This window comes from Rhodanobacter sp. C03, assembly GCF_002001175.1.
Classification (GTDB): Bacteria; Pseudomonadota; Gammaproteobacteria; order Xanthomonadales; family Rhodanobacteraceae; genus Rhodanobacter.
In genome coordinates, this window is record NZ_MUNT01000001.1 from 651,402 (window position 1) to 662,726 (window position 11,325).

General features: G+C 64.8%; 10 protein-coding genes and 1 other RNA gene. 4 read left to right on the forward strand and 7 right to left on the reverse strand.

Features of this window, described 5'->3' with window-relative positions; translation table 11 throughout:
- Positions 1 to 45: 45 nt before the first annotated feature.
- The 7 genes from metK to B0E48_RS02780 all read right to left on the reverse strand — a co-directional run bounded on the left by metK (position 46) and on the right by B0E48_RS02780 (position 8,218).
- Positions 46 to 1,245: a methionine adenosyltransferase gene (gene metK, locus B0E48_RS02750; RefSeq protein WP_077515887.1), complete on the reverse strand. Its 1,200-nt coding sequence runs from the start codon at positions 1,243 to 1,245 to the stop codon at positions 46 to 48.
- Between the two features lie 148 nt (positions 1,246 to 1,393).
- Positions 1,394 to 2,380, reverse strand: coding sequence for a tRNA dihydrouridine synthase DusB (gene dusB, locus B0E48_RS02755; protein ID WP_077515888.1), 987 nt, complete (start codon positions 2,378 to 2,380; stop codon positions 1,394 to 1,396).
- Positions 2,381 to 2,427: 47 nt separating this feature from the next.
- Positions 2,428 to 3,687, reverse strand: coding sequence for a nucleoside permease (locus B0E48_RS02760; RefSeq protein ID WP_077515889.1), 1,260 nt, complete (start codon positions 3,685 to 3,687; stop codon positions 2,428 to 2,430).
- Positions 3,688 to 3,818: 131 nt separating this feature from the next.
- On the reverse strand, positions 3,819 to 4,415 hold the full coding sequence (locus B0E48_RS02765; RefSeq protein WP_174566706.1) for a uracil-DNA glycosylase family protein: 597 nt from the start codon (positions 4,413 to 4,415) through the stop codon (positions 3,819 to 3,821).
- A gap of 20 nt (positions 4,416 to 4,435) precedes the next feature.
- Positions 4,436 to 5,806, reverse strand: coding sequence for an FAD-linked oxidase C-terminal domain-containing protein (locus B0E48_RS02770; RefSeq protein ID WP_077515890.1), 1,371 nt, complete (start codon positions 5,804 to 5,806; stop codon positions 4,436 to 4,438).
- A 127-nt stretch (positions 5,807 to 5,933) separates the two neighbouring features.
- Positions 5,934 to 6,290, reverse strand: a complete 357-nt coding sequence (locus B0E48_RS02775) for a YraN family protein (RefSeq protein WP_077515891.1) — start codon at positions 6,288 to 6,290, stop codon at positions 5,934 to 5,936.
- Positions 6,290 to 8,218 (reverse strand): penicillin-binding protein activator, encoded by a 1,929-nt coding sequence (locus B0E48_RS02780; protein ID WP_077515892.1) that lies wholly within the window; start codon positions 8,216 to 8,218, stop codon positions 6,290 to 6,292. The genes B0E48_RS02775 and B0E48_RS02780 overlap by 1 nt, the downstream gene beginning before the upstream one ends.
- A gap of 82 nt (positions 8,219 to 8,300) precedes the next feature.
- Between B0E48_RS02780 and rsmI the strand changes: the two genes are divergently transcribed.
- From rsmI to rsmH, 4 genes are all read left to right on the forward strand, one after another.
- Positions 8,301 to 9,128, forward strand: coding sequence for a 16S rRNA (cytidine(1402)-2'-O)-methyltransferase (gene rsmI / locus B0E48_RS02785; RefSeq protein WP_077515893.1), 828 nt, complete (start codon positions 8,301 to 8,303; stop codon positions 9,126 to 9,128).
- Positions 9,129 to 9,155: 27 nt separating this feature from the next.
- Positions 9,156 to 9,522, forward strand: an RNA gene (gene rnpB / locus B0E48_RS02790) — RNase P RNA component class A.
- 334 nt (positions 9,523 to 9,856) lie between these two features.
- Positions 9,857 to 10,303 carry a division/cell wall cluster transcriptional repressor MraZ gene (gene mraZ, locus B0E48_RS02795; RefSeq protein WP_077515894.1) on the forward strand — a complete coding sequence of 149 codons (447 nt, stop codon included), beginning with the start codon at positions 9,857 to 9,859 and terminating at the stop codon, positions 10,301 to 10,303.
- A 41-nt stretch (positions 10,304 to 10,344) separates the two neighbouring features.
- The gene (gene rsmH / locus B0E48_RS02800; protein WP_077515895.1) at positions 10,345 to 11,325 is read left to right on the forward strand and encodes a 16S rRNA (cytosine(1402)-N(4))-methyltransferase RsmH; all 981 of its coding nucleotides are present in this window, start codon (positions 10,345 to 10,347) and stop codon (positions 11,323 to 11,325) included.

Here is an 11,325-nt window from a genome sequence, read left to right on the forward strand (position 1 = left end):
GCGGCATGCCGCGGGGTTTCTGTTCAACAACGGGCAGCTGCTGACTTACTTCAGTTTCGCATCGGCGCGCAGCGCATCGGCGCGGTCGGTCTGCTCCCACGAGAACGTGGTGTAGCTCTTGCCGTTGGCGTCCTTGACCTTCTGCGGGGTACGGCCGAAGTGGCCGTAGCTGGCGGTCTGCTGGTACATCGGGTGGATGAGATCCAGCATCTGCAGGATGCCGTACGGGCGCAGGTCGAAATGCTTGCGGATCAGCTTCTCGATCTTGTCGTCGCTGATCTTGCCGGTGCCGAACGTGGTCACCGAGATCGAGGTCGGATGTGCCACGCCGATCGCGTAGCTGACCTGCACTTCGCAGCGGTCGGCAATGCCGGCGGCGACGATGTTCTTCGCCACATAACGCGCGGCATAGGCAGCCGAACGGTCGACCTTGGACGGATCCTTGCCCGAGAACGCACCGCCACCGTGACGGGCCCAGCCGCCGTAGGTGTCGACGATGATCTTGCGGCCGGTCAGGCCGCAGTCGCCCACCGGGCCACCGATCACGAACTTGCCGGTCGGGTTGATGTGGAACTTGGTGCCCTTGTGCAGCAGCTTGGCCGGCAGCACCGGCTTGAGGATCAGCTCGCGCACGCCTTCGATCAGATCCTTCTGCTTCACGCTCGGATCGTGCTGGGTCGACAGCACCACGGCGTCGATGGCGGTAGCCACGCCGTTCTCGTAGCGCAGGGTGACCTGGCTCTTGGCGTCCGGGCGCAGCCACGGCAGCGGCGAGTTCTTCTTCTTGCGGACCTTGGCCTGCTGTTCGACCAGGCGGTGCGAGTAGTAGATCGCCGCCGGCATCATGTCCTTGGTCTCGTTCGTCGCATAGCCGAACATCAGGCCCTGGTCGCCGGCGCCCTGGTCTTCCGGGTTCTTGCGGTCCACGCCCTGGTTGATGTCCGGCGACTGCTTGCCGATCAGGTTCAGCACGCCGCAGGTCTCGCCGTCGAAGCCGACTTCGCTGGAGTTGTAGCCGATGTCGATGATGACCTTGCGGGTCAGCGCTTCCAGGTCGATCCACGCGCTGGTGGTGACTTCGCCGGCGACGATCGCCACGCCGGTCTTGACCATGGTTTCGCAGGCGACGCGGGCGCGCGGGTCCTGCGCGATGATCGCGTCGAGCACGGCATCGGAGATCTGGTCGGCGACTTTGTCCGGATGGCCTTCGGAGACCGATTCGGAGGTGAACAGGTAGTTGGACATCGCGGTATATATCCTTTCGTGCGGATAGAGAGATACAAGAAGCCCGACATGATACATCGACGCTCCCGGTTTTGCAGCCCCGGGCGATTCTGGGGTCGAAAGGGTTAGGCGGATGTTCAGCCGTATGGACGGCCGTACAGGGATTCGTTCAGGCGGCGAGCCGCTCGCCGGCGGCGAGGGCGGCGAAATAGTCGCGGGTCAGGCGCAGCTGGGCGTCGGCCGATTCAGCACGGTTGACCACTTGCCGAAATGCGGCGTTCTCCGGCCGGTCCTTGGCGTACCAGCCAAGGTGTTTGCGCGCGATGCGCACACCCGCCAGCTCGCCATAGAACGCATAGAGCTGTTCGAGGTGGCCGAGCAGGATCGTGGCGACTTCGGTCGGCTCCGGCTCGGGCAGCAGCTCGCCGGTGGCGAGATAGTGCGCGATCTCGCGGAAGATCCACGGTCGGCCCTGCGCGCCGCGGCCGATCATCAATGCATCGGCGCCGGTGACGTCGAGCACGTGACGCGCCTGCTGCGGCGTGCTGACATCACCGTTCGCCAGTACCGGAATGCGCACGGCCGCCTTCACCGCGGTGATGGTGTCGTACTCGGCGTCGCCTTCGTATTTGTCGGCACGGGTACGGCCATGCACGGCCAGCGCAGCGATGCCGTTGTCCTGGGCGATGTGTGCGATGTTCAGGGCGTTCTTGTTCTGTCGGTCCCAGCCGGTGCGGATCTTCAAGGTCACCGGTACCTCGACCGCATCGACGACGGCCTTGACGATGCGCGCCACCAGTGGCTCGTCCTGCAGCAGCGCCGAGCCCGACCACACGTTGCAGACTTTCTTGGCCGGGCAACCCATGTTGATATCGATCAGCTGCGCGCCATTGGCGACGTTGAAGCGTGCCGCCTCGGCCAGCATCGCCGGGTCGTAGCCGGCGATCTGCACGCTGACCGGCTCGGGTTCGCCGATGTGATCCATCCGCTGCAGCGACTTGCGCGTGTGCCACAGGCGCGGATCGGCATTGGTCATTTCCGATACGGCAAGACCCGCGCCCAGCCGCTTGCACAGCAGGCGGAACGGCTTGTCGGTGACGCCCGCCATCGGCGCGAGCACCACGGGCGGGTCGATGAGGTAGGGGCCGATGCGCATCCGCGCATTGTAGCCGGCCCGGCCGCTGCTGGCCCGGCGCGGCGCCGTCAGTGCGTCGGCAGAACCCGAAGGTGCTGCGGCTCGTGTTTGTGCCTGAACAGGAAGAAGAACAGCACCGCCACCACCAGCGAATACGAGGCAAAGGCCAGCCAGATCCCGTGCCAGTCCTTGCTGCCATTGGCATCGGTGAAATAGAACTGGATGATCAGGCCGCTCAGCGAACTGCCCAGCACCGCGCCCACACCGTTGGTCATCAGCATGAACAGGCCCTGCGCGCTGGCGCGGATCGCCGGGTCGCTCTGTCCCTCGACGAACAGCGAGCCGGAGATGTTGAAGAAGTCGAACGCCATGCCATACACGATGCACGACATCACGATCATCCACAGGCCGGGGCCCGGGTTGCCGTAGGCGAACAGGCCGAAGCGCAGCGTCCATGCCAGCATGCTGATCAGCATCACCATCTTGATGCCGAAGCGTTTCAGGAAGAACGGGATCGCCAGGATGAACAGCGTTTCGGAGACCTGCGAAATCGACATGATGATGGCGGGATAGCGCACCGTCAGCGTGTCCTTGTACGCATCGACGTTGGCGAAGTCATGCAGGAAGGTGTCGCCATACGCATTGGTCAGCTGCAGGGCGGCGCCCAGCAACATGGCGAAGATGAAGAAGACCGCCATCTTGCTGTTCTTGAACAGGGCGAATGAATTCAGGCCGAGCGTGTCGAGCAGCGAGCGATTCGGACCGTGTCCGAGCTTGGGTTTGCACGGCGGCAAGGTGAAGGCGTACACGCCAAGCAGCAACGCTGCGCCGGAGGCCACGTAGAACTGGCCGGTGGAGGTTTCCAGATGCAGCAGGCTGACCACCCACAGTGCCACGATGAAACCGATCGTGCCCCACACGCGGATCGGCGGGTAATCGATCACGACATCCTTGCCGCTGCCCTTCAACGCCGAGTAGGCCACCGCGATCGACAGCGAAATGGTCGGCATGTAGCACATCATGTTGAGCAACATCACCCAGAACAGAGTGGTGGGATTGTCGACCAGCGGTATCGCGAACAGCACGATGGCGCCGGCGATGTGCAGGCCGCCATAGAGCTTTTCCGCATTGATCCACTTGTCGGCGATCATGCCCATGATCGAGGGCATGAACAGCGAGGCGATGCCCATGGTCGAGAAGATCGCGCCGAACTGCGCGCCCGACCAATGCCGGTTCTGGAACCAGTAGGCACCGATGGTGATCAGCCAGGAGCCCCAGACAAAGAACTGCAAAAAATTCATCGCAACAAGGCGGAGCTTCAGATTCACAAGCAGATATCCAACAGTGTGTCCCCTGACATAGCCGAGGGAACTGCCCCGTGGCCACCAGCCCAAGCACCTTAGAGGATGCCGCAGGGGACCGGCAAGGCGCGCTGCAGCGCTTGCCCAGTCCGACGTGCTCAGTCGGAGCTGTGCAGTGCGGTGTTCACGCACTTGCGTAACACCGGCAGCAACTCCGTTTCGAACCACGGATTGCGCACCAGCCACAACCGGTTGCGTGGACTGGGATGCGGCAGCGGCAGGCAGCCCTGCGCGAGATGTTCACGCCAGGCCTGCACGGTGTCGGTGAGGCGCGTGCCGCGCGGCACGCCGAGGATGCCGGCCTGCGCATACTGGCCGATCACCAAGGTCAGTCGGACCTGCTTCAGCAACGGCAGCAGGCGCGGATGCCAGGTCGGTGCGCATTCCGGTCGCGGCGGCAGATCGCCACCACGACCGGTGCCGGGAAAGCAGAAACCCATCGGCACGATCGCGATGCGGCTGGCGTCGTAGAAGGAGTCGCGCCCGATGCCCAACCAGTCGCGCAGGCGATCGCCGCTGACGTCGTTGAACGGGATGCCGCTGTCGTGCACCTTGCGTCCCGGCGCCTGACTGACGATCAGCAAGCGCGATGTGGTCGAAGCCTGCAGCACCGGCCGCGGACCCAGTGGCAGGTGTGCCGCGCACAGTCGGCAGGCACGGATCTTGGTGAGCAGTTTGTCCAGCTGGTCAGGCATGCCGATTCCCGATGCTCGACTCAAGGCAACAGCTTGCCCGGATTGAGGATGCCGTCAGGATCGAACGCGGTCTTGATATTGCGCATCAGGTCCAGCGTGCTCGACGACAGCGCCAGCGGCATGAATTCCCGCTTGACCATGCCGATGCCATGTTCACCGGACAGCGTGCCATTGAGTGAAATCACCAGCGCGAATACCTCGGCCAGACACGCATGTGCGCGTTCGCGCTCGGCGTCGTCGCGTGGCAGCAGGTTGACGTGGAGGTTGCCGTTGCCGGCGTGGCCGAAGGTGACGATCAACACATCGTGCTTCGCCGAGATCTGCTTGATGCCATCGACCAGCGCAGGCAGGTGGCTGACCGGCACGACCACGTCTTCGTTGATCTTGTTCGGCGAGATCGTGCGTTGTGCCGGCGACAGCGCCTTGCGCGCCGACCACAGCGCACTGGTTTCCTCGGCGGTTTCGGCGAGGCGCAGTTCTTCCAGCCCATCGCCGCGTGCGGCATGTGAGACGGCTTCCACGGCGGAAGGCAGCGCCTGCGGCTCGCCATCCACTTCGATCATCAGCATCGCGCCGGCCAGCGGCACGCTGTCGCCGCCATGCGCGTGGGCCAGCTTCAGCGCCACATCGTCGATGAACTCCAGCGCGCACGGCGTCACCGGTTGCGCCATGATCCGCGCCACCGCTCGCGCGGCACTGCCGACATCGCGATAGGTCGCGCGCAGCGTACGCACGGCCGAAGGTTTTGGGGTGAGTTTCAGGGTGGCTTCGGTGATCAGCGCCAGGGTGCCTTCCGATCCGATCAGCAGGCGGGTCAGGTCGTAGCCGGTGGCGCCCTTGCTGGTATAGGTGCCACAACGGAAACCTTCGCCGTTGCCGGCAACGGCGCGCAGGCCCAGCGTGTTCTCGCGCGGGCTGCCGTATTTCACCGTGCGTGGGCCGGCCGAGTTGCAGGCAAGATTGCCGCCGATGCTGCACCAGGGCGCGGAGGAGGGATCGGGTGGCCAGAAGAAACCGTGCGGCAGCAGTGCCTGCTGCAGGTCGCCATTCAACACGCCGGGCTCGACCACTACAAGGCGGTTGTCCGGATCGATGCGCAGGATCCGGTTCATCCGCTCGAAGCTCACCACCACACCACCATCCACCGGCACCGTGGCGCCGGTGGTGTTGCTGCCGCGTCCGCGGGCGATCACCGGCACCTTGTATGTACGACATGTCCGCACCAGCGCTTCGACCTGGGCATGCTCGGTGGGGAACGCCACCGCATCAGGCAACGCGTGCTGGCGCGAGTTGTCGTACGAATAAGCAATTCGCTCGGCTTCGCCGCTGGCGAATGCGTCGGCGGGGAAAATCTCGCGCAGGCGGGCGAGCAGTTCGGTGGGAAGCGGCATCCTCAGAGCCTATCTCACCTGCAGGAAGGATTTGCCGAAATGTCTGTAGGAGCGGCTTCAGCCGCGATGCCTTTGTACAACCATCAAGTCAGAGCATCGCGGCTGAGCCGCTCCTACAAGAAGCGCTTCAACCAGCCTCGAACGCGCCGCGCAACCAGTCGCGGTGAATGGCGTCGGCCGCCCCGTCGTAACTGACCACGTCGAAGCGGCAGGCGCGTCGCGCGTGTTGCGGATGCGCGGCCAGCCAGTGCTGGGCGGCGAGTATCAGTCGGGCCTGCTTGCTGGTGGTGACCGAAGCAGCGGCATCGCCGTGACTGGCGCTCTTGCGGTAGCGCACCTCGACGAACACCACGGTGTCGCCTTCACGCATCACCAAGTCCAGCTCGCCATGGCGGGTGCTGTAGTTGCGCGCCAGCAGTTTCAGTCCGGCGCGTTCGAGCTCGGCGCAGGCGCGTTGCTCGTAGGCGTCGCCAGCGGCGCGCATCAGCCCGGCATGGGCAGCGCGGCGCCGGTCGACGCGGCACTCGCTGGTGCGGAGCTTGCTGGCGCCGGTTCGGTACCAGTGGGTGGTGCGCTGGATGGCACGTCATCCATTTGCAGGCTGCCACTCAAGGGGTGCGCCAGTCCGTCCTGGAACTTCGCCCAGATCATCACGCGGCGGATGCGGCCGAACTGATCGGCAGTGAGCTGGCCAGTGGCACCTGGCATGTAACTGCCCGGGTGCTTGCGCAGCCAGTCGAGATACGGCACCAGATTCCACGCATCCATGCCGAACGCGAACAGTCGGGCGGCAGCACCGTGGGCAGACGGTAGCTGGGTGGCGATGGCGTCATGACTTGGCAGGCCGGGCTGGGCATCGAACAGCCACGGTGCGTCGCAGAACTCCACGCCATCGAGATCGCGGTTTGCGGTGGCGTCGTCGCTGCCGTCATAGACGTGCGAGGTGGCGAACACCGGCAAGTGGATGTTGGCGATCTGCAGTTGCGGTATCAGCATCCGGGCCTGGTTCGGGCGCATGCTGATGAAAATGCCGGTGTCGTCGCCGGCGCTGGTATCGGAAGGTTTAGGTGTGGCGTCGGTGTTGCTGGCATTGGCGGCAACGGCGGAGCCGGCATGCGGAATGTTCAACCCACTGGCCACGTTGTTGAAGTTGGTCAGGGTCTGCGTGCCGTCGAGCTGACCGCCGCGGGCATCCAGTTCGGCCTTGAATGCACCGGCTGCGCGCTGGGCAAAATCGTCGTTGGAGACCAGCACATAGGCATGATGCAGACCGCGTTCGATCATGTGGTCGGCGGCCTGGGCGCCCTCGGTTTCCGGCAGCAGGCCGAATTCGCTGGTGTCGCCGGACGGCAGCTCGCGGTCGTCCGGATGATTGAGCGCGAGCAGAGGCACCGGCAGTTGCGCCTGGCCGAACACGGCGGAGACCTCGCCGCGGGTGAGTGGGCCGACCACCAGATTGGCGCCGTCGCTGACCGCCTGCTGGTACGCCTTGATGGCGCCCTCGGCGGTGCCGTGGCTGTCATACACGCGCACGACGGGGCGTGGCGCATGGTTGCGTCCGGCATCGAGATAGGCGGCGAAGAAACCTTCACGTATCGGCGTGCTGGCGGCCGCGTAATTGCCGTCGCTGGGCAACAGCAAGGCCAACTTGGCCGGTGCCTTGTAACCCTCACGCACATTTGCATCCGCACCGGGCAGCAAGGTGCCGACCGGCTGCTGCAGTTCCGGCTGCGGACTTGCCACCGCGATACCTTGCCGGCTCAGCGCCTCGTTGATCCATGGCAGCATGCGGTCGCCGGGCTTCATGGCGGCGGCGCGCTGCTTGAGCGAGTCGACGTCGACCTTGCTGAGCAGGTCGAGGATCTGCCGGCGGTTCTGGGTGTGATCGAAGCCGCTCAGCTGGTCGTCCATCTGCACGCGGGTGCGCGCCGCGCCCCAGTTGTCGCCACTGGCCTGCATCGCGCGCGTGCGCAGTTCCAGCAGGCGCAGCTGCATCGCGGCCGGCACGCTGACGCCGGTTTGGGTGGTGAGTTGCAGGGCGGTCTGTGCATCGTGCCGGCTGAGTGCCAGTTCGGCGCGCAGCAGGTCAAATTGCAATGGCTCGTCGCCGCTCAGGCGCTGGCGCTTGATGCTGTCCAGGGTGGGCGCGGCGCGTTCGATCTGACCTTCCTGGCGCCACGCTTCGGCGGCCTGCAGACGGTAGCTGTCGGCGTGACCCGAGGATTGGGCGGCCAGCGTCAGGTACGCCTGCGCGGCCTGTTCGTACTGGCCCTGCTGCGCCAGTGCGTCGGCGCTCTGCGCGGCAGCGATTTCCGCCGGCGAGCGCTGGACATTGGTCGGCACACAGGCGCACAGGGCGAGCGAAAACACCAGTCCGATCGCGGCGGTGCGCGAGAGGCGCATGAAGCGCATGGGAAATCCCTTGTTCGTCATGGTCATCAATGCGCGATCATAGCCGATCGGATTGCCGGCTCGCGGCGCAGGAGTTCTCAAAATGTCATCAGTTCAGCCCGGCAGCCTGTGGGTGGTCGCCACTCCGATCGGCCATCGCGACGACCTGTCTGCCCGCGCCATCGTGACCTTGCGCGAAGTTGCGGTCATCGCCGCCGAAGATACCCGTCACAGTCGGCCGTTGCTGGTGCATCACAATATCGACACCCCATTGATCGCCCTGCACGATCACAACGAGCGCGATGCGGTGGATGCGATCGTGCGCAGAATGGAGGCAGGCGATTCGGTGGCGCTGATTTCCGACGCCGGCACGCCGCTGATCAGCGATCCGGGTTTCCGTCTGGTGCGCGCCGCGCGCGCTGCCGGCATTCGCTGCATTCCGGTACCGGGTGCCTGCGCGGCGATTGCTGCGCTGTCGGTGGCGGGCTTGCCCAGCGATCGATTCGTGTTCGAGGGCTTCCTGCCACCGAAGGCGGCGGCACGCCGCAGTCGCCTGCAGGAACTCACCGGCGATGCGCGCACGCTCATCTTCTACGAGTCGTCGCATCGCGTGGCCGAGAGTCTGGCCGACATGCGCGATGTCTTCGGTGCCGAGCGCGAGGCCGTGCTGGCGCGCGAACTGACCAAGATGTTCGAGACGGTGCTGGGTGAGCCGTTGGCGGAACTGGCCGCGCGGGTCGTATCCGATCCCGACCAGCAGCGTGGTGAATGCGTGATCCTGGTGGCTGGGCGTGGCGAGGAAGCCGATGCGAAGCTGGTCGAGGGCCAACGCATCTTCGCGATCCTGCGCGAGGAACTGCCGCCGGCGAAGGCGGCGAAGATGGCCGCGGCGATCACCGGCGCGCCGCGCAAGCTGCTCTACGAGGGCTGAGGTCTCGCGTGGAGTACAATCGTCAGTGGAGTCGGCCGGGCAGTCGCGTCGCACGCAAGTGCATCGAGGAAAGTCCGGGCTCCACAGGGCAGAGTGCCAGGTAACTCCTGGGCAGCGTGAGCTGACGGCCAGTGCAACAGAGAGCAGACCGCCGAACGGCATCTTCGGATGTGCGTGGTAAGGGTGAAAGGGTGCGGTAAGAGCGCACCGCGTACGGGGCTAACGTCGTACGGCACGGTAAACCCCACTCGGAGCAAGACCAAATAGGGGAACGATAACGCGGCCCGCGTTGTTCCCGGGTAGGTTGCTGGAGCCAGACGGCGACGTCTGGCCGAGAGGAATGACTGTCGCGTCGCAAGACGTACAGAACCCGGCTTACAGGCCGACTCCACCTATTCCCGAGCAAGGCATTCCCGACGCGGCGTCATCCGCGTCGGGAATCTTGCGTGGGGGCGCGCGGGATGAACGCCGATTCATCCCTGGAGTGCCTGAAACCTCGAATCGCCGCCGCTTTGGCGCCTTGGTAGCGCGATTGTCGAAATAAAAAATCCCTTGCTTTCAAACACCTTGAAGATGTTTGTGAGAAAGCGCTGGAATTACCGTCACAACTTCGCCTTTCTCCTTGATTCACAAGCGATTTTCCGAGCGATTTCCCTTGACAGTCTCATGGGGCGAGATTATCGTGGGTTCCAGTGTGAAATTGTGGGTTTTAGTGGAGTCTAGGCACTGTGTTCCAAGGCGAAACCGCCATCACCGTAGACGACAAGGGCCGCCTGGCCATTCCGACCGCGTATCGGGAGCAGGTGGCGGGCGAGTGCGCCAATCGTCTGGTGATTACTTACAACCCGTTCGATGAGGGCTGTTTGTGGCTGTTTCCGTATGCCGAGTGGGAGCGCGTGCGCGATGCGGTAAATGCGCTGTCCAACGTCCGGTCCAAGCACCGGGAGTTGCAGCGCAAGTTGGTCGGCGCGGCGGCCGTGGTCGAGCCGGACAGCGCCGGGCGGATCTTGCTGCCCGCCAGTCAGCGCGCCACCACCGGTATCGACAAGAAAGCAGTGCTGCTTGGCATGGGCGACAAGTTCGAGTTGTGGAGCGAGCAAGAGCACCTCAGGACGATCCGCCAGACGATCGGCGAAGACGACATCACAGACGAAATGGCCGAACTGCGTCTGTGACGGACGCGGCGACAAACACATGAAGGGGGCGGGAGCGCGGCATGGCCAAGAGCCGGAATACAAATTCAGGCTCCGAGCAGTTGCAGCACATCCCGGTGATGCTGGGTGAAGCGGTGGAGGGTCTGTCCGTGCAGTCTGACGGGCGCTATCTCGATGGGACGTTCGGACGCGGTGGTCATGCTCGCGCCGTACTGTCGCGTCTCGGCCCCGCCGGTCGGCTGCTGCTGATGGATCGTGACCCCGCCGCGATCGCCACCGCGCAGGCCGAGTTTGCCGGCGACCCGCGTGTGGCGATCCGGCATGCCAATTTCTCCAGTCTGGCCGAGTGGGATGAAACCGCCCCTGGTCTGGACGGCGTGCTGCTCGATCTGGGCGTGTCCTCGCCGCAGCTGGACGAAGCCGCGCGCGGCTTCAGTTTCATGGCCGATGCGCCGCTGGACATGCGCATGGACACCACCCAGGGCGAAAGCGCTGCGGATTTCCTGGCGCAGGCCGACGAGCGCGAGATCACCGAAGTGTTGTGGAATTTCGGCGAAGAGCGTCACGGCCGCCGCATCGCTCGCGCGATCGTCGCTGATCGTACGGTCACGCCGTTCACCCGCACCGGTCAGCTGGCTGCGCTGATCGAGCGCGTGGTCGGTCGTCGCGAGCCGGGCAAGCATCCGGCCACGCGCAGTTTTCAGGCGTTGCGCATCCGCGTGAACGGCGAGCTGGACGCGCTGCAGCAGGGTCTGAATGCGGCGCTGGAACGGCTCAAGCCGGGCGGTCGGCTGTCGGTGATCAGCTTTCATTCGCTGGAAGATCGTGCGGTGAAGTTGTTCATCCGCGATCACTCCGGTCGCGTGCAGAACAGCCGCCGCGGACCGCCGGTGCAGGCTGCGCCGGCGCGCTTGGTTGCAGTCGGCAAGGCACAATTCCCGTCTGATGCCGAGATGGCGGCCAATCCGCGTTCGCGCTCGGCCGTGCTGCGCGTGGCGGAGAAACTGGTTGAGCAGACGCTGTCGCACGAGGGCCACGCATGA

What these genes read in the sequence shown, in the direction of transcription:
- metK (WP_077515887.1), bottom strand. Translation starts at nt 1,245, where the DNA reads ATGTCCAACTACCTGTTCACCTCCGAATCGGTCTCCGAAGGCCATCCG.
- dusB (WP_077515888.1), bottom strand. Translation starts at nt 2,380, where the DNA reads ATGCGCATCGGCCCCTACCTCATCGACCCGCCCGTGGTGCTCGCGCCG.
- B0E48_RS02765 (WP_174566706.1), bottom strand. Translation starts at nt 4,415, where the DNA reads ATGCCTGACCAGCTGGACAAACTGCTCACCAAGATCCGTGCCTGCCGA.
- B0E48_RS02770 (WP_077515890.1), bottom strand. Translation starts at nt 5,806, where the DNA reads ATGCCGCTTCCCACCGAACTGCTCGCCCGCCTGCGCGAGATTTTCCCC.
- B0E48_RS02775 (WP_077515891.1), bottom strand. Translation starts at nt 6,290, where the DNA reads ATGCGCGCCGCTGGCGACGCCTACGAGCAACGCGCCTGCGCCGAGCTC.
- B0E48_RS02780 (WP_077515892.1), bottom strand. Translation starts at nt 8,218, where the DNA reads ATGCGCTTCATGCGCCTCTCGCGCACCGCCGCGATCGGACTGGTGTTT.
- rsmI (WP_077515893.1), top strand. Translation starts at nt 8,301, where the DNA reads ATGTCATCAGTTCAGCCCGGCAGCCTGTGGGTGGTCGCCACTCCGATC.
- rsmH (WP_077515895.1), top strand. Translation starts at nt 10,345, where the DNA reads ATGGCCAAGAGCCGGAATACAAATTCAGGCTCCGAGCAGTTGCAGCAC.